General features: G+C 63.3%; 23 protein-coding genes. 10 read left to right on the forward strand and 13 right to left on the reverse strand.

What is annotated here, in order from left to right; all coding sequences use genetic code 11:
- Positions 1-157 precede the first annotated feature (157 nt).
- The 5 genes from ACP146_RS07240 to ACP146_RS07260 all read right to left on the reverse strand — a co-directional run bounded on the left by ACP146_RS07240 (position 158) and on the right by ACP146_RS07260 (position 3,957).
- On the reverse strand, positions 158-1,066 hold the full coding sequence (locus ACP146_RS07240) for a methyltetrahydrofolate cobalamin methyltransferase (protein ID WP_422366098.1): 909 nt from the start codon (positions 1,064-1,066) through the stop codon (positions 158-160).
- 228 nt (positions 1,067-1,294) lie between these two features.
- Positions 1,295-2,242 (reverse strand): methylenetetrahydrofolate reductase, encoded by a 948-nt coding sequence (locus ACP146_RS07245; protein ID WP_422366099.1) that lies wholly within the window; start codon positions 2,240-2,242, stop codon positions 1,295-1,297.
- A gap of 22 nt (positions 2,243-2,264) precedes the next feature.
- Positions 2,265-2,567, reverse strand: a complete 303-nt coding sequence (locus ACP146_RS07250; RefSeq protein ID WP_422366100.1) for a virulence factor — start codon at positions 2,565-2,567, stop codon at positions 2,265-2,267.
- Positions 2,555-3,220, reverse strand: coding sequence for a DUF1638 domain-containing protein (locus ACP146_RS07255; protein WP_422366101.1), 666 nt, complete (start codon positions 3,218-3,220; stop codon positions 2,555-2,557). The genes ACP146_RS07250 and ACP146_RS07255 overlap by 13 nt, the downstream gene beginning before the upstream one ends.
- Before the next feature lie 32 nt (positions 3,221-3,252).
- Positions 3,253-3,957 carry a corrinoid protein gene (locus ACP146_RS07260; protein ID WP_422366102.1) on the reverse strand — a complete coding sequence of 235 codons (705 nt, stop codon included), beginning with the start codon at positions 3,955-3,957 and terminating at the stop codon, positions 3,253-3,255.
- A 352-nt stretch (positions 3,958-4,309) separates the two neighbouring features.
- On the opposite strand from ACP146_RS07260, the gene ACP146_RS07265 reads away from it, so the two are divergent.
- From ACP146_RS07265 to ACP146_RS07275, 3 genes are all read left to right on the forward strand, one after another.
- Positions 4,310-5,677 (forward strand): FAD-dependent oxidoreductase, encoded by a 1,368-nt coding sequence (locus ACP146_RS07265; protein WP_422366103.1) that lies wholly within the window; start codon positions 4,310-4,312, stop codon positions 5,675-5,677.
- A 157-nt stretch (positions 5,678-5,834) separates the two neighbouring features.
- On the forward strand, positions 5,835-7,703 hold the full coding sequence (locus ACP146_RS07270; RefSeq protein ID WP_422366104.1) for a 2-oxoacid:acceptor oxidoreductase subunit alpha: 1,869 nt from the start codon (positions 5,835-5,837) through the stop codon (positions 7,701-7,703).
- Between the two features lies 1 nt (position 7,704).
- A complete protein-coding gene (locus tag ACP146_RS07275) occupies positions 7,705-8,727 on the forward strand; it encodes a 2-oxoacid:ferredoxin oxidoreductase subunit beta (protein WP_422366105.1) in 1,023 nt (340 codons plus the stop codon).
- A 39-nt stretch (positions 8,728-8,766) separates the two neighbouring features.
- Here the strand turns inward: ACP146_RS07275 and ACP146_RS07280 are convergent, their stop codons facing one another.
- Together ACP146_RS07280 and hutH are read right to left on the reverse strand one after the other, a co-directional pair.
- The gene (locus tag ACP146_RS07280; RefSeq protein WP_422366106.1) at positions 8,767-9,240 is read right to left on the reverse strand and encodes a MarR family winged helix-turn-helix transcriptional regulator; all 474 of its coding nucleotides are present in this window, start codon (positions 9,238-9,240) and stop codon (positions 8,767-8,769) included.
- 162 nt (positions 9,241-9,402) lie between these two features.
- Positions 9,403-10,923, reverse strand: a complete 1,521-nt coding sequence (gene hutH / locus ACP146_RS07285) for a histidine ammonia-lyase (protein ID WP_422366107.1) — start codon at positions 10,921-10,923, stop codon at positions 9,403-9,405.
- Between the two features lie 377 nt (positions 10,924-11,300).
- On the opposite strand from hutH, the gene ACP146_RS07290 reads away from it, so the two are divergent.
- The 6 genes from ACP146_RS07290 (at position 11,301) to ACP146_RS07315 (ending at position 17,948) form a co-directional block, all read left to right on the forward strand.
- The gene (locus ACP146_RS07290; protein WP_422366108.1) at positions 11,301-12,998 is read left to right on the forward strand and encodes a methyl-accepting chemotaxis protein; all 1,698 of its coding nucleotides are present in this window, start codon (positions 11,301-11,303) and stop codon (positions 12,996-12,998) included.
- Between the two features lie 200 nt (positions 12,999-13,198).
- On the forward strand, positions 13,199-14,722 hold the full coding sequence (locus ACP146_RS07295; RefSeq protein WP_422366109.1) for a trimethylamine methyltransferase family protein: 1,524 nt from the start codon (positions 13,199-13,201) through the stop codon (positions 14,720-14,722).
- A 53-nt stretch (positions 14,723-14,775) separates the two neighbouring features.
- The gene (locus ACP146_RS07300; protein ID WP_422366110.1) at positions 14,776-15,237 is read left to right on the forward strand and encodes a YcgN family cysteine cluster protein; all 462 of its coding nucleotides are present in this window, start codon (positions 14,776-14,778) and stop codon (positions 15,235-15,237) included.
- Positions 15,234-15,938 (forward strand): ferredoxin, encoded by a 705-nt coding sequence (locus tag ACP146_RS07305; protein WP_422366111.1) that lies wholly within the window; start codon positions 15,234-15,236, stop codon positions 15,936-15,938. Before ACP146_RS07300 ends, ACP146_RS07305 begins: the two co-directional genes overlap by 4 nt.
- The gene (locus ACP146_RS07310; RefSeq protein ID WP_422366112.1) at positions 15,938-16,627 is read left to right on the forward strand and encodes a glutamine amidotransferase-related protein; all 690 of its coding nucleotides are present in this window, start codon (positions 15,938-15,940) and stop codon (positions 16,625-16,627) included. Before ACP146_RS07305 ends, ACP146_RS07310 begins: the two co-directional genes overlap by 1 nt.
- A 424-nt stretch (positions 16,628-17,051) precedes the next feature.
- Entirely contained in the window at positions 17,052-17,948 is an 897-nt protein-coding gene (locus ACP146_RS07315) for a transcriptional regulator GcvA (protein WP_422366113.1), read from the forward strand.
- Here ACP146_RS07315 and ACP146_RS07320 read toward each other — a convergent pair.
- On the reverse strand, positions 17,945-18,706 hold the full coding sequence (locus tag ACP146_RS07320; protein ID WP_422366114.1) for a DUF1194 domain-containing protein: 762 nt from the start codon (positions 18,704-18,706) through the stop codon (positions 17,945-17,947). The two genes, ACP146_RS07315 and ACP146_RS07320, sit on opposite strands and share 4 nt — an antisense overlap.
- A 211-nt stretch (positions 18,707-18,917) precedes the next feature.
- Between ACP146_RS07320 and ACP146_RS07325 the strand changes: the two genes are divergently transcribed.
- On the forward strand, positions 18,918-19,811 hold the full coding sequence (locus tag ACP146_RS07325) for a hypothetical protein (RefSeq protein ID WP_422366115.1): 894 nt from the start codon (positions 18,918-18,920) through the stop codon (positions 19,809-19,811).
- Positions 19,812-19,832: 21 nt separating this feature from the next.
- On the opposite strand, the gene ACP146_RS07330 is transcribed toward ACP146_RS07325, so the two are convergent.
- The 5 genes from ACP146_RS07330 to ACP146_RS07350 all read right to left on the reverse strand — a co-directional run bounded on the left by ACP146_RS07330 (position 19,833) and on the right by ACP146_RS07350 (position 24,481).
- Positions 19,833-20,057 carry a hypothetical protein gene (locus tag ACP146_RS07330; protein ID WP_422366116.1) on the reverse strand — a complete coding sequence of 75 codons (225 nt, stop codon included), beginning with the start codon at positions 20,055-20,057 and terminating at the stop codon, positions 19,833-19,835.
- A 185-nt stretch (positions 20,058-20,242) separates the two neighbouring features.
- A complete protein-coding gene (locus ACP146_RS07335) occupies positions 20,243-21,793 on the reverse strand; it encodes a TRAP transporter large permease (RefSeq protein ID WP_422366117.1) in 1,551 nt (516 codons plus the stop codon).
- Entirely contained in the window at positions 21,790-22,302 is a 513-nt protein-coding gene (locus ACP146_RS07340; RefSeq protein ID WP_422366118.1) for a TRAP transporter small permease subunit, read from the reverse strand. Before ACP146_RS07340 ends, ACP146_RS07335 begins: the two co-directional genes overlap by 4 nt.
- 146 nt (positions 22,303-22,448) lie before the next feature.
- Complete coding sequence (locus ACP146_RS07345; protein ID WP_422366119.1) at positions 22,449-23,537, reverse strand: TRAP transporter substrate-binding protein; 1,089 nt, start codon at positions 23,535-23,537, stop codon at positions 22,449-22,451.
- A 110-nt stretch (positions 23,538-23,647) separates the two neighbouring features.
- The gene (locus ACP146_RS07350) at positions 23,648-24,481 is read right to left on the reverse strand and encodes a class I SAM-dependent methyltransferase (RefSeq protein ID WP_422366120.1); all 834 of its coding nucleotides are present in this window, start codon (positions 24,479-24,481) and stop codon (positions 23,648-23,650) included.
- Between the last annotated feature and the right edge of the window lie 55 nt (positions 24,482-24,536).

The following is a 24,536-nucleotide window of genomic DNA, read 5'->3' on the forward strand; positions in this document are numbered from 1 at the left end:
GTCCTGTTCCCGGCGAATTGGTTTCCGGTGGCTTGAAGTCTTTCATGTTCAGGCGGCACCGGCCCTCTCTCCCTCCCGGCCACCCAATGCGATTATCCTGGTGGGTGGCCGGGAGGGAGAGAGGGCTGGAACCGCTTCGACGCAAGTCGAAAACGATCTAGCCTCTGCGCCGCCGCCGCTCGCCGCGCCGGCCGGCTGCTTCTCCGCCGGCGCCATCGGCGGCGGGCTCGCGGAACTTCTTGATCCAGGCACGGCAGTCCTTGTCGTAGCCGTTCAGAACGTCAGCGGCCATGATACCCGTCAACTCTTCCTGATGCAGCGGATTCATGATCGCCGAGGTCATGCCCGCGCCGGCCGCCATGGCCAGGAAGACAGCATTCATAGCGTGTCGGTTCGGCAGGCCGAAGGAAATGTTGGAGGCGCCGCAGGTCGTGTTGACGCCGAGCTCCTCACGCAGCTTGCGCACGATGGCGAAGGCCTGCCGCCCGGCCGTGCCCATGGCGCCGATCGGCATGACCAGGGGGTCGACCACCACGTCGGCGGCGGGAATGCCGTAATCGGCGGCGCGCTCGACGATCTTCTTGGCAACGGCGTAGCGCACCTCGGGGTCCTCGGAGATGCCGGTCTCGTCATTGGAGATCGCGACCACGGCGGCGCCGTGCTTTTTCACCAGCGGGAGCACACGCTCCATCTGCTCGTCTTCGCCGGTCACCGAGTTCACCAGGGCCTTGCCCTGATAGACGCTGAGGCCTGCCTCCAGCGCCTCGACGATGGAGGAGTCGATGGAGAGCGGCAGGTCGGTGAGGGACTGCACCAGCTTGATGGTCTCGGCCAGGATCGCCGGCTCGTCGGCCAGAGGGATGCCGGCATTCACGTCCAGCATGTGGGCACCGGCGGCGACCTGGGCCAGGCAGTCCGCTTCCACCCGGCTGAAATCGCCGGCGGCCATTTCCGCGGCCAGCAGCTTGCGGCCGGTGGGATTGATGCGCTCACCGATGATCCGGAAGGGCTGATCGAAACCGATCACCACTTCCTTGGTTGCCGAGCTTACAACCGTCTGTGCCATAATTCCCTTACTCCTGTTCACCCGGGTCGGTTCGCTGCCGGGTCGGTTTGCCGCTTGTGCCCGCGAATCCTTGGTGGATTTCCGAAACTCAGGCGCGATTAGCGCTTTTTCCGCCGCGCCGGGCTGACGCAGAGGCGACGGGGACTGGCCGATTCGCGCTAGATCGGCCTTCGGCGCGCCCTTTGTGCCGCGAAACTCTGGCGCTGCCTGCCGGCTATTCCCCGCCGGCTATTCGATATGCAGGGTGACGTTGAAGCCCTTTTCCTTCGGCTTCAGATCGAAGTGGCCGTCGGCCACGGCGTAGCTCCAGGCGGCGGAGCGGCGCAGGCCGCCGAGCGGATACATATGCACCCGGGTGATGCCGCAGTCGGGATCCAGCGCCTTATAGCGCGCCAGATCGAGCAGCAGCTTGTCCGGCGCGTTCACCGTCATCAGCTTCGCCACATTGCGGGCCTGACGGGTCAGGAAGCGCATCGAGGGCCCGACACCGCAGGCCTTGGCGTGATTGATCAAGGTCTTGATGGTGGCGAGGCCGGGCACGCCGATGTGGATCGGCAGGCTGTTGCCGGCTTCGCGGATCGCTTTGTCCCAGGCGATGAGCGGTGCGGCCTCGAAGCAGAATTGGGTGGCGATGTAGAGCTGCGCATCGCTGCGCGCGGCGAAGTCGTTCTTCCAGGCAAGCGCATCCTGCAGCGCGGCGGGGCCGATATCGGGGCTGCCCTCGGGGTGTCCGGCGACGCCGATGGTCTCGACACCGTACTTGTCGAAGAGGCCGGTCTCTAGGATGTCCATGGAGCTTTGGAAGGGGCCGAGCGGCTGGTCGACGGCGCCGGCAAGCGCAACGACATGCTTCAGATCGACCGCTTCCTTCAGGGCTTTCAGGTAGTCTTCCAGATCGGCAAGGCTGGGGATGGAGCGGGCCGCAAAGTGGGGCATCGGCTCCAGGCCTTCTTCCTTCAGGCGCTTGGCCGTCGCAAGGGTGTCGGCAAAGTCCGAGCCGGGCAGGAAGGTCACGGCGACGCGGGCGCCGGGGCGCAGATGATCGCGGTAGTCGGGAATCTTGGCGGCCGAGCCCGGCGTCGTCTCAATGGTGAAGTCCTGCATCAGATCGATGATCTGCCGGCGGGTTTCTTCGGTGGCGCTATCCACCGTATCGGCGTTGCTCACGGCAAACATCCCAAGCTTCCTTCTTAACCGATCATACCGTTTCAAGGCCGCCGGCGGCCACCAGTTCGGCCAGGCGGGAGTCGTTGTAGTCGTCTTCCAGGCGGCTGGCTGCAGCGGCGGCCTCAGCCTCCAGGTCATCACCGCAGTCCTCGGGGGTGCCGCGGCGCCATTCCTCAAGATAAGCATCGCTGCCGTGCAGCTTGGCGCGCATGGCGGCGCGGTCGATGGCTTTCTCGAAGCGCTCGGTCAACTGGATCTTGGCGTTTTTGCGTCCCGCCTTGACGATGACCTGGGCGGGGATATCGCGCCAGTAGACAATGGTCAGCTGAGCCATGACGAGGGCTCCTCCGGCAGGTCCACCTTCCGCTCCAGAAAGCGCGCCATCTCGCCGTAGCCGGTGAAACGGTACTCGTAGGACAGACCCAGGCGCGCGGCAGCCTGTTCCGCGTGCGCCTGCAGGTCGGCGTTTTCCGTCTGGGCCAGATAAATCAACTTCGTATAGTTCCCGAAATAGAGATCCTGCAGTTCAGGGTGGCGGTCCAGCCCGAGACCCTGAATGATCAGCCGCTCGAAATGGCGGGCGAGATAGTCGGTGAGATAGAAGGTTCCGATCTCCGCCTCCGCCAGTTCATCAAAGGTCTGATTGCCGGCGAAGAAGGAGTAGCAGTGCGGACCCTCGATCCGCTCCACGCCCTCTGCCTCAAGCACCCGGTCCAGCTCTCCGCCGGTGCCGCAGTCGCCGTAAAGCACGAAGATGCGATCGTAGTTCGCGCGCGCCTTTTGGATGCGCTCGCGGATTGCTTCGGGGATCTTGTGCGGCGTGTTGTGCCAGGATGCCGGCAGGCAACTGATCGTTAGATGGCGCCAGGCATTCACCTTGACCAGTTCCACCAACTCGCGGGCCAGGGCCCCGCAGGCGATCAGCAGGGTGCGTTCCGGGCAATGGAGGTCGGTCGTTTGGAGGTCTGTCGTCTGGAGCGCGGTCATTGCTGGACCCTCCCGCCGGGCGCCCCGGGCGCTTAGGCGACGCCCTGTGACTGGTTGTGACGGCGTTTCATGAACTCCTTGGCCGTTTCCACGGCCACCGCCGCGTCACGGCAGTAGGCATCGGCGCCGACGGCTTCGGCAAAGGCCTCGTTCAGCGGGGCGCCGCCGACCAGCACCACATAGTCGTCGCGAATGCCCTTTTCCTTCATGGTGTCGATGACGACCTTCATGTAGGGCATGGTCGTGGTCAGCAGGGCGGACATGCCCAGGATGTCGGGCTTGTGCTCTTCCAGGGCGGCCAGATAGTTCTCCACCGGGTTGTTGATGCCCAGGTCGATGACGTCGAAACCGGCGCCCTCCATCATCATCGACACTAGGTTCTTGCCGATGTCGTGGATGTCGCCCTTTACCGTGCCGATCACCATGGTGCCGAGCTTCGGGGCACCGGTCTCGGCAAGCAGCGGACGCAGGATGAACATGCCGCCCTTCATCGCGTTGGCGGCCAGCAGCACCTCGGGCACGAAAAGAATGCCGTCGCGGAAGTCGATGCCGACGATACGCATGCCTTCGACCAGGGCCTCCGTCAGCACCCTGTAGGGTTGCCAACCGCGGCCGAGCAGGATGTGCACGGCTTCCTCGATTTCCTCCTTGAGGCCGTCATAGAGGTCGTCGTGCATCTGCTTGACGAGTTCTTCGTCGTCAAGGCTGTTCAGGTCGAGATCGTCTTCGTCCGCCATACTCAAATCCTCTTGGCAAGAGCGCGAGGGCTTTGCAGCCCCTCACAACATTTGTGGCTGTTGCGGGCCTTGGTCGGCTTCGCCTTCGGCGACAAATCGTGTCTGAAACGCGACATCGGAGAAAGGGGAGTGAAGTCAAAGGGTTGTGTTGGTTTTCCCGGTTTGCGACACAAGCTGTCGCGGAGGGATTCCGGCGATCAGGCGGCGGGTAACCCTCGACAGCGGTCTCTTGGCCAGGATTGCTGTCCTAGGCCGAAAGGCCGCGGCGGCTTATGCGGCTTGCCAAGCCGTTGATGCAATGGAAGGATCGCATACCTAAGGGAAGCTTGGATGCGCCGTTCTCGGGGATGTCATGCCATTTAGCGTGGCGATTATCGGCGCCGGGCCGAGCGGGTTCTACACCGCGGAGGCCTTGCGGCGATCCAGTCTGGATTTTCGGATCGACCTCATCGAGGGTCTGCCGACCCCTTTTGGTCTGATTCGTTTCGGCGTCGCGCCGGATCACCAATCGACAAAGCGCGTCGCGCGCAGCTATGAGCGTACCGCCCAGGACGAGGCGGTCGGCTACTTCGGCAACGTCGAGGTCGGACGCGACATCGGACTTGAAGAATTGCGGGGCCTCTACGATGCCGTGGTGGTCGCCATTGGTGCGCCGCTGGACCGGGAGCTGAAGATTCCCGGCGGCGACAAAGCGGGGGTCTACGGCTCGGCCACCTTCGTCGGCTGGTACAACGGTCATCCCGACCACCGTGACTTGGCGCCGGACCTGAACACCGAAAGCGTCGCCATTATCGGCAACGGCAACGTCGCGCTGGATATCGCAAGGGTTCTGGTGAAGACCCCGGCGGAGATGGCGACCACGGACCTTCCGGACTACGCCGGCGCCGTGCTCCATTCGGCGCCGGTTCGCGATGTCCATCTCATCGGCCGGCGCGGGCCGCTGGAATCCAAGTTCACTAATGTCGAACTGCGTGAGATGGCGCGGCTGGAAGACTGTCTGCCGCTGGTCGACCCCGGCCAGATACCGGACGGGCCGGCAGCCGATGCCGACGAGCGGGAGCAACGGCTCCAGGCCAAGAACCTCGACACCTTGCGTAGCTTTGCCGGGCTTGATGCGGCTGGCAAAAGCAAGCGCGTCCATTTCAGATTTTTCAACCGGCCGGTCGAAGTACTGGGTGGCAGCCGGGTCGAAGCCCTTCGGCTGGAGAAGACCCGGGTCGAGGACGGTCACGCGGTCGGGACCGGCGAGACCTTCGACCTGCCCTGCGGTGCGGTCGTGGCCGCGATCGGTACCAAGGCCCAGCCGCTGGAAGGTCTGCCCTTCGACCAGAGCAAAGGGGTCGTGACCAACCGCCATGGGCGGGTGGACAGGGGGCTCTACGTGGTCGGCTGGGCCAGGCGCGGCCCTACCGGGGTGATCGGCACCAACAAACCCGATGCGGAAGAGATTGCCACTCATATCGAAGCGGATCTCGCCGACGCCGGTGGAGGTTCTGGGGCCAAGGCGTCCCTGGCCCGGAAGACCGGGCGTCCGGCACTGGAAGACCTGCTGGATCAGCGCGGTGTCAACTGGATCAGTTATGACGGCTGGAAGGTGATCGAGGCGGCAGAGGTGGAGGCGGCGGAACCCGGCATGCCGCGCAAGAAACTGATCCGCATCGCGGAAATGCTGGCGGTGCTGGACGGTGCCGGGCCGGCGCCCCGCCAGCGCTCGGATTGAGGTATACACATACAAAAATTGTGATTTTTTAAATTTCACGGTTGATTATGATGTTTTTTGAACAAGGCGTTGGCAAACCTGGGCCTCAGGGCCATATTCACGCCGGGTTGGCAGAGCTGTCAGGGGCGCTGCCCTGATCAAGTGAAAGGTCTTGGGAATGGAAGGTTCGACGGCTCTTAAGGTTGAGCCCTCAGGCCGCCGGGTTTTGGACTCGGCGGTGGTGCGCTTCGCCGGTGATTCGGGCGACGGGATGCAGCTGACCGGCAGTCAGTTTACGCTGTCGACGGCGCTGGCCGGCAACGACCTTGCGACCTTCCCGGACTTCCCCGCCGAGATCCGCGCCCCGGTCGGCACGACTTTCGGCGTATCGGCCTTCCAGATCAATTTCGGCGCCCGGGTCATCAAGACCTCCGGTGATGCCCTCGACGTGCTGGTGGCGATGAACCCGGCGGCCTTGAAGGTCGATCTGCCGGAATTGAAATCCGGTGGCCTGCTGATCCTCGATTCCGGCTCCTTCAACGAGCGCAACTTCACCAAGGCCGGCTATCAGCAGGACCCGCGGGAGGACGGCAGCCTCGACGATTACCGGATCGTTGAAGTCGACATGTCGCAGATGACCCAGGATGCCCTGAAGGATTCCGGCCTCACCAAGAAAGAGGCGCTGCGCTGCAAGAACATGTGGGCGCTGGGGCTGGTCTATTGGATGTTCGGGCGCGAGCGGAAGCCGACGCAGGACTGGTTGACCAGCAAATTCGCCAAGCGGCCGGAAATCGCCACGGCCAATATTGCCGCGCTCAACGCGGGTCATGCTTTTGGCGAGACGGCGGAGATGGGCGAGGACCTGGCCGCTTTCTCCATCCCCGCAGCGAAGATCGCGCCGGGCCTCTACCGCAACATCACCGGGGCGGAGGCTTTGTCCTGGGGCTTGGTGGCCGGCGCCAGCGGCGCCGACCTGAAGCTGGTGTTCTGTTCCTATCCGATCACCCCCGCGTCTTCACTGCTCCATACACTCGCCGGGCTGAAGAACCACGGCGTCGTGACCTTTCAGGCGGAAGACGAGATCGCAGCGGTCTGCGCGGCCATCGGGGCGTCCTATGCCGGCGGGGTCGGCGTCACCTCCAGCTCCGGGCCGGGCGTTGCCTTGAAGACCGAAGCGATTGGCCTGGCGATCTCGGCCGAACTGCCGCTGGTCATCGTCAATTCCCAGCGTGCCGGACCATCGACGGGCATGCCGACCAAGACGGAACAGTCGGATCTCTATCAGTCGGTTTTCGGGCGCAACGGCGACTCGCCGCTGGTGGTATTGGCGGCCCGTTCGCCGGCCGACTGTTTCGATGTTGCGATCGAGGCCGTGCGTCTTGCGACCAAGTACATGACCCCCGTCATCCTGTTGAGCGACGGGTACATCGCCAATGCCGCCGAGCCTTGGGCCGTGCCCGATGCCGAGACTCTGCCGCGCTTTCCGGTGACCTTCGAAACCAATGCCGAAGGCTTCCATCCCTTCAAGCGCGACCTGGAAACCCTGGCCCGTGCCTGGGCGGTACCGGGCACGCCGGGGCTGGAACACCGGATCGGCGGTATCGAAAAGGCCAGCGACAGCGGCAACATCTCCTATGACGCCGAGAATCACCAGCGCATGACCAACCTGCGCCGCGACAAGGTTCTGGGCATCGCCAAGGACATCCCGGCCCAGGCCTTTGAGCAGGGCGGCAGCGACGACCGCCTGGTGCTGGTCGGCTGGGGATCGACCTACGGGCCGATCAGCCGCGCGGTCGACAACCTGCGTCAGGAGGGCCTGCCGGTCGCTCATCTGCACCTGCGGCACATCTGGCCGCTGGCGGAGAACCTGGGCGAGCTGCTGTCCGGTTTCGAACAGATCCTGGTTCCGGAGATGAACGACGGACAACTGGTCACTTTGTTGCGCAGCGAATTCCTGGTACCGGCCGAGGGCCTGAACAAGGTGACCGGTAAGCCGTTCAAGATTGCAGAGATTGAGGCGGCGGTACGTGCCCGCCTGGAGGCCTGAGATGAACATCGCGACCCCGGCCGTAAAGACGGCCAAGGACTACGCCTCGGATCAGGAGGTGCGCTGGTGCCCGGGCTGCGGCGACTACGCGATCCTGAAGGCTGTGCAGAAGACCCTGGCCGAATTGCAGGTGGACACGGAGAAGACGGTCTTCATCTCCGGGATCGGCTGTGCGGCGCGCTTTCCTTATTATCTCTCGACCTATGGCTTCCACACCATCCACGGTCGTGCGCCGGCCTTTGCGACCGGTGTCAAGCTGACCAACCCGGAGCTCGACGTCTGGGTTGTCTCAGGCGACGGCGATGCGCTGTCGATCGGCGGCAACCATCTGCTGCATGTCCTGCGGCGCAACGTCGACCTGCAGCTCCTGCTGTTCAACAACGAGATCTATGGCCTGACCAAGGGACAGTATTCGCCGACCTCGCGGGTCGGGACGCGCTCGCCTTCGACGCCGGGCGGTTCGCTCGACACGCCGGTCTCGGCGGGCTCCTTCGCGCTGGGGGCCGGTGCGCGCTTCTTCGCTCGCTCGGTCGACACCCAGCAGAAGGATTTGCCGGTGGTGCTGAAAAGGGCGCGCGAGCATCGCGGCGCCTCGCTGGTCGAGATTTTCCAGAATTGCATCGTCTACAACGATAACGCCTTTGCGGGCTTTACCGACCGCTCGGTTGCAGCAGACGCGCAGATCCACCTGGAGCACGGCAAGCCGATGCTGTTCGGCAAGGAGCGCAACAAGGGACTGCGCCTGAAGCCGGGCCGCCTTGAGCTTGAGACCGTTACGCTGGGTGAGGGCGGAGTCACGGAAGCGGACATCCTGGTGCATGACGAAACCGACCGCGCCATGGCCACGTTACTGGTGGCCATGGAGCCGCCGAGCCTGCCGGTGGCGATGGGGGTGGTCTTCTGCGACCCGGCACCCAGCAGCTACGAAGCCGGTGTTTTGGCCGAAGTCGACGCGATCGAAAGCAGCCGTCCGGGAACCCTGGCCGAGCTGCTCACGAAGGGGAACACCTGGACGGTGTCCTAAGGCCGGTATTGCCGTTCGGGCCGGACGAGGGTCCCGACGTCAGACCAGCTTCTTCAAAAGCCTTACGAACTGCTCGCGCTCTTCGGGGGGCAGGGGGGCCAGGATCTCGCCGCCGATGCGCTTTGCGTCGGACAGCAGCGATGCGACCGTTTCCTTTCCCAGAGGCGAGAGGCTTAAGACCATCCGCCGCCGGTCATTGGGGTCCGGCAGCCGCTCTATGAAGCCGCGCTCCTGAAGGCGCCGGATAACGCCCTGGATGGTTGCCGGATCCATCGCGGCCATGCGTCCGAGCCGGTTCTGCGACAGCTTGCCGGTCTCGTGGAGGCGGGCCAGGGCGAAGAACTGAGTCGGCGTCAACTGGGCGTCGGCCAGGACGGTCAGGAAAATCGAAGACGCGCGCTGATGGGCCCGACGCAGAAGATGCTGAACCTGATGGTCCAGAACGAAGTCCTGGGTCGGCGCCGTGTCGTCAACGGGCGCTGAAAGACGGGTTTGTTCGGAAAAGCTGGACAAGTTGGTCATCCCTGAAGGAGATCGAAACCTCGGAAAAGCAGCCCACGACCATCTTTTGCGGCTCGTTGGGCGCCAACAAATCCTCTGCCGGAGAGCAGTATACAGGTGCTTTTCGCCGCGCGTCCAGCCGCTAAACACCGGCAATACATTAGATTTTCCGAATTAATCCGCTGCCAGGCAGGGTTGCCCCAGAAGGTCGGTGGCAAACCAGCCGCTGCTTACCAATGCCGCCAGGGCTTCGATATCCGGGGCCAGCAGGCGGTCGTCGGCCAGGAAGGCGGCGCGCGCACGGATGGCCGCCATGGCCCCGGCAAGCTTCGGCGAGGTCTCCAGCGGCCGGCGCAGGTCGACACCCTGGGCCGCCGCCATCAGCTCGATGGCGACGATATGGGCCACATTCTCCGCGATATCCGAAAGGCGGCGGGCGCCGTGGGCGGCCATGGAGACGTGGTCTTCCTGATTGGCTGAGGTCGGCAGGCTGTCGATGCTGGCGGGGTGGCACAGGATCTTGTTTTCCGATGCCAGCGCCGCGGCGGTGACATGGGCGATCATGAAGCCGGAGTTGAGGCCGGGTTCGGCGACCAGGAAGGCGGGCAGGGTGCTCATATGTGCGTCCACCAGCAGGGCGACCCGCCGCTCGGAAAGGGAACCGATCTCCGACAGGGCAATCGCGATGGTGTCGGCGGCAAAGGCAACCGGCTCGGCATGGAAGTTGCCGCCGGAAAGCACCTCGCCGGTATCGGGGAAGACCAGGGGATTGTCGGAGACGGCATTGGCCTCGATCGTCAAGGTCGCAGCAGCGGTCCGGAAGCTGTCGATCACCGCGCCCATCACCTGAGGCTGACAACGCAGGGAGTAGGGGTCCTGAACCCGGTCACAATCCAGGTGCGATTGACGGATGGCGCTGCCGTCGAGCAGGTCGCGCAGCCATGCCGCCACTTGAGCCTGGCCGCGATGGCCGCGCAGGTCCTGGATCCTCGGGTCGAAGGGTGTGTCACTGCCGAGGGCAGCATCGACGGAAAGAGCGCCGGCGGTGATGGCCGCGCTAAAGATATCCCAGGCCTGAAAAAGGCCATGAAGAGCGAGGGCAGTAGAAACCTGGGTGCCGTTCAGGAGGGCAAGCCCCTCTTTGGCGGCCAGTTCGACCGGCTGCAGTTCTTGCTCGGCCAACACCTCGGCGGTCGGGCGGATCTGCCCGTCATGGCGGATTGCGCCTTCACCCAGCAGGACGGCTGAGAGGTGGGCCAGCGGTGCCAGATCGCCGGACGCGCCCACCGAGCCCTTGCCGGGGATGACCGGGTAGAGCTCTTCGTTCAGCAGCAGGATCAGGCGGTCGATCACTTCGGCGCGAATGCCCGAGTGGCCGCGCGCGAGGGCATTGATTTTCATTATCAGAATCAGGCGCACCACCCGGTCATCCAAAGGTGTCCCGACCCCGGTGCAGTGCGACAGCACCAGCCGGCTCTGCAGTTCGGTCACCTGATCGCCGGCAATGGTCTGCCGGGCCAGGCTGCCGAAGCCGGTGGTGATTCCGTAGACCGTACGCTCTTCCGCAACCACCTGGGCGACACAGTCGGCGGCAGCGTTGATGGCCTGATAGCAGGAGGGGTCAAGACTGATTGGCCGGTGCCGGCGCCAATACGCACAAAGCCTGTCCAGGGTCAGGCCGCCAGCCTTTAACATCTCGTGATCGCCATTCACCGGTAACAGCCTCCCTTGTCCGAAGTTGTATATACAACTTCGGCACTCATACCATCGTTCTGATGGACCATAAAGCCCGGGCTTCGACAGATCGCGGTCATTTTGTTTCCGACGAAAAGGGTAGAAGAAACGAGAGAGCTGTAATCGAAGATTGTGGGAACAAAAACATAGACAGGCACCAAGCACTTGATTCGGCCAGCACATGAAATCTGCATTATCATCAAAACGAGTAGTTTTTGTGACTTATGCAAAGGCCGAAAGAGCAAAATGACACCCGATGTTTAGCTTAAACGGAACCTTAAGTGCTGGCCCATTAGGTTTCGCTTCAGCTGGGGAATAATACAGTTTGAGGAAGTCTTATGCGGCTCCAGGCCCTTCGATCCTTTCGGATCGCCCATCGTGTCTTGACCCTGATTGCCCTCTCGGCGGCCGGCCTGATGGTTGTGGCCGGTATGATGCTGATGGATCTCCGCGGCTCGCTGATCGAGCAGAAGCAAAACGAACTGCGCCAGTTGGTGGAAAGCGCCGTCGCCATTGCTGACGCAAATCACAAGCGCGCCGAAGCCGGTGAAATCTCGGTCGAGGAAGCCCAGCGCCTGTCGCTGACCGCGATCGGCGACATTCGCTATAACGGTTCGGACTACTTCTGGGTCAACGACATGCAGTCGGTGATGGTGATGCACCCGATCAAACCGGCTTTGAACGGCAAGGACCTGAGCGACCTGAAAGACAAGGCCGGGACGCAGATCTTCGTCGAATTCGTCAAGGTGGTCAGCGCCGATGGGGCCGGTTATGTCCGTTATCTCTGGCCCAAGCCGGGCAGCGAGCAACCGGAGCCGAAGGAATCCTACGTCCAAGGGTTCGAGCCCTGGGGCTGGATCATCGGAACCGGCGTCTACATCGACGACCTGAACGCGATCTTCTGGCAGAAGGCGACGGTGATCGGCGGTATGATCGCTGCCATTCTGGTCGGCATTGCGGTTGTCTCCATGCTGATCGCGCGCAGCATTACCCGGCCGATCTCCGGGATGATCGCCTCGATGCGCAGCTTGGCCGACGGCGATCTCAAAGTCGAGATTCCCGGTGTTGGCCGCCATGATGAGATCGGCGATATGGCCGATGCCGTGCAGGTTTTCCGCAGCAACGCTGAAAACCAGAGGCGTTTGGAGAAGGAGAACAAGGACTCTGCCAAGCGCGCCGAGCAGGAAAAGCAGACCGCCATGCGCCAGCTCGCCGATGGTTTCGAGGCCAGTGTGAAGTCGGTGGTCGACTCGGTCTCCTCGACCGCATCGACCATGCAGACAACGGCGCAGTCGATGACTTCGGCGGCGGAGGAAACCGAGCAACAGGCCCAGGCCGCCGCCGGCGCTTCCGAAGAGGCTTCCACCAATGTTCAAACCGTTGCCTCGGCGGCGGAGGAGCTTGCCTCTTCAATCGAGGAGATCGGGCGCCAGGTTTCGCGGTCATCCGAAACCGCCAACCGGGCCGTCGAACACGCAAGGGGCACCAACGGCAAAGTGGAGGGTCTTGTCGAGGCCGCCCAGAAGGTCGGCGAAGTCGTCAATCTGATTTCCGACATCGCGGAGCAGACCAACCTTCTGGCGCTGAACGCGACGATCGAGGCGGCCCGCGCCGGTGAGGCCGGCAAGGGATTCGCGGTCGTCGCCAACGAAGTGAAATCGCTCGCGACCCAGACCGCCAAGGCGACCGAGGAGATTTCGCAGCAGATCGGTGAGATCCAGTCTGCGACCACCGATGCGGCAACGGCAATCAAGTCGATCGCCGAGACGGTCGAACAGATCAACGAGATCGCCGGCAGCATCTCGGCCGCGGTTGAAGAACAGGGCGCGGCGACGCAGGAAATCGCGCGCAACGTTCAGCAGGCTTCCGCCGGCACTCAGAAGGTCAGCGGGAACATCGGCGCGGTCACCAAGACCGCGGGTCAGACCGGTTCTTCTGCGGGCGAGGTCCTGGGCGCAGCAAGCCAGCTTTCCCAGCAGTCGGACAAGCTCCGCAAGGAAGTGCAGCAGTTCATCACCAAGGTCCGCGCGGCCTGACGATCAAGGAACTGAGCCCCCGTTTTCAGCCGGATCCAACGGTTGAGGCGGGGGCTTCGTGTTTCGCTCTCCGTCCGGCATCGATCATCGCGATACTTTCCGTCGGTTAAAGAACAGCCGATCCCCCTGAAGCCGCCAAGCTTGAGGCAGGCGGCCGCCTCTTAGCGGCCTTACGAAGCAGCAAAAAGGGGGAAAGGCTGATGGCCGGCAGACGACGCGGAGGCGGAAGGGCGGGGTCGCGCCCGCAAGAGACTGTGGCGCCCGCCGGTCTCTCCGGAGGAAACTACCGCCCCCTTGCCGAAGCCGATCTTCCCAGGATTGTTGCGGCGGCTATGGAGGTTTTGGAGCGCACCGGCATCGAGGTCGCGCCGAGCCCTTGCCGTGAGATCTTTCGGACCGCCGGTTGCCGGATCGATGACGATGCGAACCGGGTCTACATCGGACAGAAACTGATCGAGCAAAGCCTGCGGACGGCGGCGCGCGAAGTGCTGCTGGCCGGGCGCAGTGAGAAACACGATCTGCTGCTGGGCGGCCGCCGGGTCTACATGGGCACCGGCGGGCAGGCGGTGAAGATCCTCGACCTCGACGGCAAGGTGCGGGAGACGCGACTGTCGGACAACTACGATATCGGGCGTCTCTGCGACACGCTGGAGCATATCCACTTCTACATGCGCCCCGTCGTGCCGCGCGATCTTGCCAACGATCAGATCGACATCAACCAGTTCTATGCCTGCCTCGCGGCCACCGAAAAACACGTGATGGCAAACGCGTACCTGCCGGAGAAGGTGGCCGGCCAGCGGGCCATGGCGGAGATCCTGGCCGGCGGCGCGGAGGCGCTGGACCGCCGCCCGATCATCTCCTACAGCAACTGCTGGACGGTCAGTCCGCTGCGCTACGCGACCGAGACCGTCGAGATCCTCGATCAGATCGTCGCTCATGGCCTGCCGGTGGCAATTTCTTCGGCACCGCAAGCGGGGGCGACCTCACCGGCGGCGCTGGCGGGAACCCTTGTGCAGATAACGGCCGAGCAGCTTTCCGGCATCGTCTATGTGAACCTGTTGAACCCGGGTCATCCCCTGCTGATGGGCTGTGTGCCGGCCCAGGCCGATCTGCGCAGCGGTGCATTTGTCGGGGGCTCCGCTGAGTTCGCCCTCTTGAATGCCGCTTGTGCCCAGATCGCCCAATACCTGGACGTCCCGATCTACAATTCCTCCGGGATCTCCGACGCCAAGGTGCCGGATGCCCAGGCCGGGGCGGAGAAGGGGATCACCGGACTCGCTGCCGCGCTGGCCGGCTCGAACTACATCCACCATTCCGCCGGTTTTCTGGAAAGCCTGCTGACCGTGGCGTATGAGCAGTTCGTGATCGACAATGACGTGAATGGCGAGATCATGCGCATGCTGAAGGGCATCGAGGTCACCGAGGAATCGCTGTCGATTGCCGTCATAGATGACGTCTGCAGGGGCGCCGGGCACTTCCTCGGCCATCCTCAGACCCTCGCCCTGATGAACAGCGAATATCTCTACCCGAGCCTGCTGGACCGCGACAATCGCGACGACTGGGAAATGAAGGGCGCTCGCGACATCCGCGAGGCAGCCCGAGAACGGGCCCGCAAGGTCCTGGCCGAACACTGGCCGCAGGCGATCCCCGCCGACCTGGATGCCGAGATTCGCCGGCGCTTCGACATCCTGCTGCCGCAGCGTGCGATGCGCCCGGCTGCCTGAAGGGGGGCGTGATCCTGCTCGTGTGAGCCTGGATCATGGGTTAGGCTGCCCCCATGAATCGGCGGCCTTACTGGCAGACAAAATCGCTTTCTGAGATGACCTCGGCGGAGTGGGAAGCACTCTGCGATGGCTGCGGGCGCTGCTGTCTGATCAAACTGGAGGACCCGGACGACGGCGAGATCGTTCACACCGAGGTCACCTGCCATTTGTTGAACGAACAAAGCTGCCGTTGCGGCGACTACGCCAACCGCAAGGCCATCGTGCCGGATTGCGTACAGCTTTCGCCGCAGAACATCGGCGAATTGAACTTCATGCCGCCGAGCTGCGCCTACCGCCGCCTTGCCGAAGGGCGGGACCTTGCCTGGTGGCATCCCCTGGTGTCGGGAGATCCCAACTCGGTCCATGAAGCGGGTATCTCCGTACGCGGCCGGGTAGTCTCGGAATCTCAGGTTGCCGATGAGGACCTGGAAGACCACATCGTGGATTGGCCCAACCAGGAAACAACGGAAGCATGAGCGCCGAGGATCTCGCTGACATCGCAACACTTGCCGAGGGGCAGGGACTGCGCCTGCGCGGCGCCTTTCTCTGCGAGGCAGACGATGCCGTTCCGCCGCAGGCCGACGGCAGCGAGAGCGGGACCTTGGTCCTGCTGGGCAATTTGGGCGGCAGTCTCTGGCCGGCTTTTTCTGCGGCGCCGGAATTCAGCGACGGACAGCCGGATCCGATGAATCGTTGGAGCAGCCGGGTCATCGCCGCGCTGGCGGAAAGGCTCGGCGGCCGCGCCGTTTTTCCCTTCGGCGGGCCGCCCTATCACCCCTTTCTGCGTTGGGCGCAGCGTGCTGAAGGCCTTGCCGCTTCGCCCCTGGGCATGCTGATCCATCCGGAATTCGGTCTCTGGCATGCTTATCGCGGCGGCATTGCGTTTGGCCGGGCGTTGGCGATTGAGCCGGGCCCCCCGGTTCCTGCACCCTGTGAGGACTGCGCCGGCCGGCCTTGCCTGTCGGCTTGTCCGGTGAACGCCTTTACGCCTTCCGGCTACAATGTGCCGGCCTGTACCGCGCACCTTGCCAGCGCCGAAGGTGAAGACTGCCTTTCCGGCGGCTGCCTGGCACGCCGCGCCTGTCCGGTGGGCGCGGAACACACCTACGGAGCGCCCCAGGCAGCCTTTCATATGAGCGCTTTTCTCACGGCGCAGACAGCAAGAATGGAGCCTTGATGAGAGAAACGATTCTTTTGATCGACCATCCCGTCGGCAAGCGCGATGACCGGGCATCCGGCCTGCTTCAGGAAATGGGATATGGCATCGAATGGTGCTCACCGGGCAGGGGCGATGCGCTGCCGCCGGTGGACAGTGATTACAAGGCCGCGGTCGTCTATGGCGGGGCGGAGAGCGTGAACAAGCCGGATGAGTATGCCTACCTTCGCCAGGAGACGGATTGGATCGGCGCCTGGGCGGAGAGCGGCCGCCCCTTTCTCGGCATCTGCCTGGGCGGACAGATGCTGGCCCAGGCCCTGGGCGCGCCGGTCAGCCGACATGACGAAGGGGCACACGAGATCGGCTACGTTGAGATCGAGCCGACCCCGGCGGCCAACGGTTTCCTTGACCAGGCGATGCATGTTTATCAGTGGCACAACGAAGGCTTCGCGGTGCCGCAGACTGCCGAGTTGCTTGCTTCCGGACCGGTGTTTCGCAACCAGGCCTTTCGCTATGGCAGCAAGGCCTACGGCATACAGTTTCATCCCGAGGTCTCAATTTCGGTGATGCAGCGCTGGATGCGTGACGCCGCGCACATGTTGGAAGAGCCGGGTGCGCAGTCAAAAGAGCAGCAGTTGGAAGCCGCGGCCCGTTTCGATGCGCCGATGGCCGCATGGCTGCGCAGTTTCTTGCACAACTGGCTGGCCTGACCGCGACTTAGTGAACCGCTCTAAGCAGTGGACGGCTTCCGGTTTCGCCGTTGGGCGCGGTCCAGCGCTGGCCAAGACGCATAATGAAAGCGCCGAGGCGCAGCAGATGTCGTCCGACCAGCCGGCGTAGGCGGCCTCTGGGCTTCTGGTGGCGGCTGCGAAGCCGGACGGGCCGAGGGCGTGGCGCAAAGGGCTCGCTGATGCCCGGTGGAAGGATCCCCGACGGCAGTGTTCCGCTCGCCCGAATGAGGCTGTAGTGCAGAATCTCAGACATAGAATTCCTCATTTATCATCGGCTTTGCATCTTGCCTCGCAGGATTGAGAGGCTTGAAATCCGCCGTACATCAGTAAAATATGCAGGGATCTCCAACCCACAAACGACGCTTTCTCATCTGATGAGTTAGTTTTGCTAAGGCATGGTGCCATGAAGGATTTGCCCCCGCTGAATGCCCTCCGGGCTTTTGAGGCCGGCGCCCGCCATCTCAGCTTCACGAAGGCGGCCCAGGAACTGCATGTCACCCAGGCGGCGGTCAGCCACCAGGTAAAGGCGCTGGAGGATCATCTCGGCATGGCTCTGTTCAAGCGCCTCACCCGTAAGCTGGTCCTCACCGACCAGGGAAAGGCGCTCTACCCGGTGGTGAGTGAGAGCTTCGGGCGCATTGCAGAGGCGGCTGGCAGGCTGCGCGATGACGGCGAGTCGCGCATATTGACCATCTCCATCACACCGGCTTTCGGCGCCAAGTGGCTGATCCACCATCTGCCGCGGTTTTGGGAACGGCACCCGGAGATCGACCTGCGCATTCACCATTCGATCCAGACCACCGACCTGCGCAGTGACGACGTTGATCTTGCGATACGCTACGGCGCAGGTCAGTGGGAGGGTGTAACGTCGGAGTTCTTGTTGCGTGTCGATCGTTTTCCGGTCTGCAGCCCGGCGCTGCTGAAAGGCAAGAAGGCGATCCGCGAGCCGGCGGACCTCTGCGGTCACACCCTTCTGCATGAGGACGATCACGACGGTTGGATTCAGTGGCTGGCGGTCGCCGGTGTGAAAGACATAAACCCGCGCCGCGGCCCGATCATCGACGATGCAACGGTGATCCTGCATGCTGCTGCGGAAGGCCAGGGCGTCGCCCTGGGGAGCACGTCAATTGTCGCCGAAGATCTCGAATCCGGGCGTCTGGTGAAGCCTTTCGACCTGACAGTGCTCAGCGACCTCGCCTATCACCTGGTCTATCTGCCGGATGCCCTGGAACGCCCCAAGATAAAGGTCTTCCGCGACTTCCTGGTAGCGGCGGCGCACCAAGGCGAAGCGAAGCTTTAAGGTTGTCGTGGCATGCCGGTACTCTGATCCTGGACGTAGAGGCTGGTTCCCGGCGCGGCGGCAATCGGTGCGCCGGAAATCTCGAAGAGGAGTTTGCGCTGCATCGCCTCGGCGAAGTCATCGAAATCGTCGGCGGTGAGCAGGAAGCTCCCCGGGCCGCCGACGACCCAGGCCTGATAGTAATCCGTAAGCTCCGGCTCTTCATTCAGGATGGCGAGTCCGTTGATGGTGATGCCCAGCTGGTTGGCATAGTCTCTCGCGATTGCCGGTGATTTGCCCTCGTTGGCCCGCCCGTCACCGGAAACGTCGATCGCTTTGCGCAAGCCCTCGAAGCCGTTGCGTTGGATAGACTGCACCGCATGGATGATGGCGTTGTTCATAGAGGTGGCGCCGCCGCTGACAAGACGTCTGCTGCGGCGCACCTGCTGCGCGAAAAGCAAGGCTTCCTGGCCGCTGGTGATTTTGGTCCAACCGATTGCAACGGCCTGGGCGGCATTGCTGGACCATTGCAGCAGGGTGACGGCAATGCCCAGGGGTGCGGTTTCCTCGATGGCGCCCAGCACCGATGGATCTTCGAAGGCGGCAGCAATTCCTAACATCTGCAAACGGAACTCGTCGTCGGTTACGCTTGAGGAACTGTCGACGGCCAACACCAGTTCCAGATCGACCGTCTGGCTTGCCGTTGCGTCGAAGGAACCGGAAAAGTAGAGGCAGAAGACTGTGGTGAGAGTGGAAAGATGGCGGGCGAGGCGGCGCATCCGGGCAGTCTAGCGAGCCTTTGCCGTGTCCGATAGCGCAACCGCACGATTACACGGCTTCTTATACTCCTTGCTTTATCGGTTCACCGCGAGCAGGGGGTTCCTTGGGCAGGGTTTTTGACGCAGCCGAAACACGTTCATCGCTTTTAAATACAGAGGCCGGCATAGTAACCCCTTCCTGAGCGGAAAGGGTGAAAGAGGAGCCCGGGCTATGCCTCTGGGGACTTTGTTGCTACGGCGTTTTGCCGCGTTTCTGACCTTTGGCTTTCTGATTCATGGAGTCCTGGCAGTCACTGCGGCGCCGGCCCTTGCAGGCGAGCAGTTTGCCGAGGCAGCCGGCAAGACCAGCAAGGTGACCCTTGAGGTGGTGATCGCCGAAGGTGCCAAGCTGCTGCGTGATGCCGTCACCTTCAAGATCGCCAAGATCGCCCCGGGCGGGCGCCTGGAACCGGTGACGACGAAGACCGGTGCCCCTCTCAATGTAGACCTGCGACAGGGCCGTTATCGGGTTGAGGCGCGCTTCGGCGATACAGCGGTTACGTCGGACCTCGAGGTGGCGGACAAGCCGCTGACCCATCGGATTTCATTGAACGCCGGCTGGGCCCATCTTCGTGTGATCCCGCATCGCGGGGCCCTGCCGCTGAGCACTGCAATCGAATGGGAAATCCTGACCTATGGCCGTGATGCCAGCGGCAACCGCCATCAGGTTGCCGTGGCGAAGAGCCCCAATCCGCGCGTCGTTCTGCCCGAGGGTTTCTACTTGGTGCGGGCGAAGACCCGGGATGCCCTGGTGAAGCACACCATCGAGATCACTGCCGGGCATACCTACAAATACACGCTGGACCTGAACGCCGGCGCCGTAGGTCTTTCAGCGGTGCGGGGCCGTGGCGGTCCCGAGATCCGGGAAACCATCGACTGGCAGATCTTTAAGGCGAGCGACACGACGCTCAGCACGCCGGTGACCTCGCGCCGTGCGGCCAGCGGGCAGCTCTGGCTGCGTGAAGGACGCTATGTCGTTGTCGCCAGCAGCGGTCCACGCAGAGGCCGGGCGAACTTCGAGGTGCGCTCGGGCAACGAGCGCCAGATCACTGTCGAATTGAAATAGGCTTTTCGCCGGCCGGGCCGCTCAGTCGAGCTCGCGCAGTTTTTCTGCCGTGTCCTTGCGCCATTCGGCCTCGTTCTGCACCGCTTCCAGAGTCACGGCCTCGCCGTTGTTCGGGTTGGTCAAAGTCTGTTTTTCCGGCGCACCGCTAAACCAGGCAAAAGCACTCTCGCCGTCATTGGCCTGACTGATGGCGATGGCGGCGGCCAGGGCCACCCCCACGCCGATAAGGGCGATCTTACGATTCATGATGATGTCCCACTCCCCGTGACATCCTGAAATAGGATGTCTCTTCCCGATCCCAGACTATCTGGGCTTTGAGGGGGCAATTGCACATGACTTTTCTGTGACTTTGAATAGTTCCAAAGAAGCGCCGAGTATTCCGAATTCTCTAATATTTTCTGCCCGAATTGACCGCAATTGGAAGCTGCCTTTTAGAACAGCAGCTTGGGCAGCACGGTGGCCAGCGGTTGCCAGAACCAGAGCACCAGCATACCGAGAATCTGCAGGGCGATGAACGGCAGCACGCCCTGATAGATCTGGCCGGTGGTGACTTCCTTGGGCGCCGCGCCGCGCAGGTAAAACAGCGAAAAGCCAAAGGGCGGTGTCAGAAACGATGTCTGCAGATTGATGGCGATCAGGATCGAAAGCCAGACCGGGTCGTGACCCATGAGGATCAGGACCGGCGCCACCAGCGGCAGCAGAATCACCGAGATTTCGACGAAGTCGAGGAAGAATCCCAGGACGAAGATCAGCGCCATGACGAACAGCAGGGCGCCGTCGGCACCGCCGGGCATGGCGGCGATAATCTCTTCGACGTGGGTGTCGCCGCCCAAACCGCGGAACACCAACGAGAACACGCTGGCGGTCAGGATGGTGGCGAAGATCATCGCGGTGACTGTCATGGTGCCGGTCATCACCGGCTTCAGGATGTCCGCGCGCCAGGCGCGTTTGAGGGCGAGTCCGACCGCAGCGAGAGCAACCGCCACCAAAGCGACCGCGATCAATCCAAGCAGCCAGTCCTGCGCACCGATATCGTCGCGTTGCAGGCGGACCGGGGCGAAGCGCGCCAGGATTGCCAGGGCCAGCAGCGCTGCGCCGCCGCCATAGATGAGGAAGGGCGGTCCGTCCTGGCGCAGCGCGGCCAGGAGCAGGGCGCCCACGGCGCCGACGGATGCCGCTTCGCTGGGTGTGGCGATGCCGCCGAGGATCGAACCCAGCACCGCGACGATCAGCACCATCGGCGGCAGCAGCGCGGCCAGCACCTTGGCGCGCGGCGGCGCCTCCTCAGGCTGGGCGAGGGCAGGGGCGTCCGCCGGCGTCACCCAGGCCTTCACCAGCATGTAGACGATGTAGATCCCGACCAGCAGCAGGCCGGGCAGCAGGGCGGCAGCGAAGGTCTGTCCGACGGAGATGGTGTCGATGGTGAAGAGGCCCTGGCGGAACTGCGCCTGTTGATAGCTGTTGGACATGACGTCGGAGAGGATGATCAGCAGGGTTGAGGGCGGGATGATCTGGCCCAGGGTGCCGGCGGTGCAGACAACGCCGGAGGCCAGGCGCGGGTTGTAGCCGTTACGCAGCATGGTGGGCAGGGCGATCATGCCCATGGCGACGACGGTGGCGCCGACGATGCCGGTGGAGGCGGCGAGCAGTGCGCCGACCAGGATCACCGAAACGCCGAGGCCGCCGCGCAGATTGCCGAAGAGGCGGCCCATGGTTTCCAGCAGGTCTTCGGCGATGCGGCTCTGCTGCAGCACCACGCCCATGAAAACGAAGAGCGAGATGGCGATCAGCACGTCGTTGGTCAGCAGGCCGAAGACACGCTGGCCGAGGGCGCCCAGCAGGCTGACGTCGAAAACGCCCAAGGCCCAACCGAGCGCGGCGAAAACCACGGCCACGCCGGTCAGCGTGAAGGCAACGGGATAGCCGAGCAGGATGGCGCCGATCAGCGCCGCGAACATCAGGAGGTCGAGATACTCACTCACGCTGTATCGCGCCTTTCGGCGAGACTGAGAAGGTCACGCAGCAGACAGGCGAGGCCCTGGACGATCAGCAGGATACAGAACCCCGGGATCAGGGACTTCAGGAGAAAGGAGGCGGGAATGCCGCCGACTGAAATCGGTCCCTCCAGCACCGCCCAGGAATTGCGTACCGAAGGCCAGGTGAACCAGAGCACCATCAACAGGGAGGGAATGAGGAAGCCGAGACCTCCGGCCAGATCAATGGCCGCTTTACCGCGTTTGCCAAAGCGGCTGTAGAAGATGTCGACCCGCACATGGGCATCGACCAGCAGGGTATAGCCGGCGCCCAGCATAAAAAGGGCGGCATGCATGTAAAGCACGCCTTCATTGAGGAAGATGAAGGAGATTCCGAAGACATAGCGCAGCAGCACCACGGCGAATTGCAGCAGCACCATCGCCAGGGCAAGCCAGCGCACGCCCGAGCCGACGGTCCGGTTCACGGCATCGAGCCGGGCGATCCAAAGCTGCATCATCTGATCCTGACCAAGTACCCTTGCGCCATGCTTCGAGACGCCGCCTCCGACGGCTCCTCAGCATGAGGTGTATCGCTATCCTGCCTCACCCTGAGGAGGCCTGAAAGGCCGTCTCGAAGGGCGAGGCAGGATTGGCTGCGATGATGCTAGTACTTGTAGTCCAGCGCCCGGGCGTTCATCTGCCCGTTGTCGGCATAGACCATGTAGTCGGCGATCGAGCTGCGGTAGGCGAGGAAACTCTCGACGATGCGCTTGACCAGTTCGTCGCTGTCGTCGCGCAGTTCGGCCATCACTTCGCCGGCGGCATTGCCCATGGCGACGATGACGCTCTCCGGCAGCATTTTCACCTGCACACCCTGTTCGGCTACCAGTTTCTGCAGGGCGGCGGCGTGCTTGGTGGTGTACTCGGTCCAGACCGGGTTGTAGAGCGACTCGCAGGCCAAGGCGACCGCCTGTTTCAGATCGTCGGGCAGGGCGTTGTAGGCTTCCAGGTTGACGCCGCACTCCTCCGCCGAGGACGGTTCGCCGACGCCGGGCCAGTAGTAGTTCTTGGCCACCTGATAAAAGCCGAGGGCGGAATCGGTCCAGGGACCGATGAACTCGCCGGCGTCCAGGGCGCCGGACTGCAGCGCCTGGAACATGTCGCGCCCGCCCATGGCCTGCACCGCCATGCCGAGCTTGCTGCACATCTCCGACGCCAGGCCGGTGGTGCGGTAGCGTAGGCCCTTCAGGTCGTCGACCGAGTTGATGTCCTTGCTGAACCAGCCGGCCCACTGCGGGCCGGAGTTACCGCAGAGGAAAGGCTTCAGGCCGAAGCGGCCGTACATTTCGTCATAAAGCGCCTGGCCGCCGCCGTGGGTCAGCCAGCCGACCTGCTCGTCGGCGCGCAGGCCGAACGGCTGCGATCCGAACAGCAGGATGCCCTTGGATTTCGAACCCCAGTAGGCGGGGACGGCGTGGTAGAGCTCGGCGGTGCCTTCAGAAACGGCATCGAAGACGCCGCGGCCCGGCACCAGTTCACCGGCGGCAAAGAGCTTCACTTCGATGCGTCCGCCGGAGAGGGCGGTAATGCGGTCGGCCAGCAACTGGGCGGCGACACCTGGTCCGGGCAGATTCTTCGGCCAGGCCGTCACCATCTTCCACTGCATGGTTCCCTGCGCGATGGCCGGCGCGGCCAGGGTGGCGCTGGCGGCTGCCGCGGCACCGCCTGCTTTGATGAAAGTACGTCTCTTCATGTCTCGTCTCCCAAATCTATGACCCAAGCATTCTTCGTTTCAGTTTCCCTTAGGACTTTCCCTTGCGTCCAGCATCGGCAGGTTGTGCTTTGCCCGCCGAACGCCGTTATTCACCCGGCTTTGCGGCAATGAATTTCTACCGGCAGGATGGCGGACTCGGCGAAGCCGCGTCCGGTGTTCGCGGCCATGGTGGCGGCAGCCGCCCCATGGATCAGTTGAACGGCGCGGTGCGGCGGTTTTTCACCCTGGTCCACCAGGGCCCGCGAGCGCTTGGCAAAGGCCAAAGCCTGTTCCCGGGTGTCGCGCAGCGCGATGTCGACGAAACCGCAGGCCCGCAATCCCTCTTCGGTTTGCCCTGGCGTCGCCAGAAAACTGGACTCCGGCGTCTCGGCCCAGGGCGTCGGGTAGTCCAGCTTGCCACCGTCCCCCCGGGCGATCTCGGAGAGCATCAACCAGCCGCCGGGTTTCAGGACCCGATGGATCTCGGCGTAGAAAGCGGCCTTGTCGGCGATGTTCATGGACACGTTCATGGAGTAGGCGCCCTCGAAGCCGGCATCCGCGAAGGGCATGGCCAGAGCGTCGCCCTGCTCGAAGCGGACCCGGTCCTGAAGGTCAAGCTGGGTGGTTACTTCCCGGGCCACCGCGCAGAACTCCTCGGTTAAATCGATGCCGGTGATCCGGCAGCCGAAGCGGTTTGCGAAGTAGCGTGCCGGGCCGCCGATCCCGCTGCCGATATCCAGCAGATGATCACTCGGCGCAACGCTGAGGGTGTCGGCCAGTTCCTCGGTCACCTCCAGGCCGCGGCCGTGAAACTGATCATAGGGTGCCAGCGCTTCCAGGGTCGGCCGTTCCGGGTCGGCCCCGTCTGCTGCCAAGGCCTTCTGCAAGCGCGCCAGAAGATCGCCTTTGGTGTAGTGGCCGGCGATGTCCGATGAAGTGCTCAAATTCCGGTTCCCCTCTTGTCCGGTTTGGCGGCAGCGGCTGCTTTGTCTGTTTCCC

This window comes from Pelagibius sp. (assembly GCF_965249265.1).
GTDB lineage: Bacteria > Pseudomonadota > Alphaproteobacteria > Kiloniellales > Kiloniellaceae > Pelagibius.

What these genes read in the sequence shown, in the direction of transcription:
- ACP146_RS07240 (WP_422366098.1), bottom strand. Translation starts at nt 1,066, where the DNA reads ATGGCACAGACGGTTGTAAGCTCGGCAACCAAGGAAGTGGTGATCGGT.
- ACP146_RS07245 (WP_422366099.1), bottom strand. Translation starts at nt 2,242, where the DNA reads ATGTTTGCCGTGAGCAACGCCGATACGGTGGATAGCGCCACCGAAGAA.
- ACP146_RS07250 (WP_422366100.1), bottom strand. Translation starts at nt 2,567, where the DNA reads ATGGCTCAGCTGACCATTGTCTACTGGCGCGATATCCCCGCCCAGGTC.
- ACP146_RS07255 (WP_422366101.1), bottom strand. Translation starts at nt 3,220, where the DNA reads ATGACCGCGCTCCAGACGACAGACCTCCAAACGACCGACCTCCATTGC.
- ACP146_RS07260 (WP_422366102.1), bottom strand. Translation starts at nt 3,957, where the DNA reads ATGGCGGACGAAGACGATCTCGACCTGAACAGCCTTGACGACGAAGAA.
- ACP146_RS07265 (WP_422366103.1), top strand. Translation starts at nt 4,310, where the DNA reads ATGCCATTTAGCGTGGCGATTATCGGCGCCGGGCCGAGCGGGTTCTAC.
- ACP146_RS07270 (WP_422366104.1), top strand. Translation starts at nt 5,835, where the DNA reads ATGGAAGGTTCGACGGCTCTTAAGGTTGAGCCCTCAGGCCGCCGGGTT.
- ACP146_RS07275 (WP_422366105.1), top strand. Translation starts at nt 7,705, where the DNA reads ATGAACATCGCGACCCCGGCCGTAAAGACGGCCAAGGACTACGCCTCG.
- hutH (WP_422366107.1), bottom strand. Translation starts at nt 10,923, where the DNA reads ATGTTAAAGGCTGGCGGCCTGACCCTGGACAGGCTTTGTGCGTATTGG.
- ACP146_RS07290 (WP_422366108.1), top strand. Translation starts at nt 11,301, where the DNA reads ATGCGGCTCCAGGCCCTTCGATCCTTTCGGATCGCCCATCGTGTCTTG.
- ACP146_RS07295 (WP_422366109.1), top strand. Translation starts at nt 13,199, where the DNA reads ATGGCCGGCAGACGACGCGGAGGCGGAAGGGCGGGGTCGCGCCCGCAA.
- ACP146_RS07300 (WP_422366110.1), top strand. Translation starts at nt 14,776, where the DNA reads ATGAATCGGCGGCCTTACTGGCAGACAAAATCGCTTTCTGAGATGACC.
- ACP146_RS07305 (WP_422366111.1), top strand. Translation starts at nt 15,234, where the DNA reads ATGAGCGCCGAGGATCTCGCTGACATCGCAACACTTGCCGAGGGGCAG.
- ACP146_RS07310 (WP_422366112.1), top strand. Translation starts at nt 15,938, where the DNA reads ATGAGAGAAACGATTCTTTTGATCGACCATCCCGTCGGCAAGCGCGAT.
- ACP146_RS07315 (WP_422366113.1), top strand. Translation starts at nt 17,052, where the DNA reads ATGAAGGATTTGCCCCCGCTGAATGCCCTCCGGGCTTTTGAGGCCGGC.
- ACP146_RS07320 (WP_422366114.1), bottom strand. Translation starts at nt 18,706, where the DNA reads ATGCGCCGCCTCGCCCGCCATCTTTCCACTCTCACCACAGTCTTCTGC.
- ACP146_RS07325 (WP_422366115.1), top strand. Translation starts at nt 18,918, where the DNA reads ATGCCTCTGGGGACTTTGTTGCTACGGCGTTTTGCCGCGTTTCTGACC.
- ACP146_RS07330 (WP_422366116.1), bottom strand. Translation starts at nt 20,057, where the DNA reads ATGAATCGTAAGATCGCCCTTATCGGCGTGGGGGTGGCCCTGGCCGCC.
- ACP146_RS07340 (WP_422366118.1), bottom strand. Translation starts at nt 22,302, where the DNA reads ATGATGCAGCTTTGGATCGCCCGGCTCGATGCCGTGAACCGGACCGTC.
- ACP146_RS07345 (WP_422366119.1), bottom strand. Translation starts at nt 23,537, where the DNA reads ATGAAGAGACGTACTTTCATCAAAGCAGGCGGTGCCGCGGCAGCCGCC.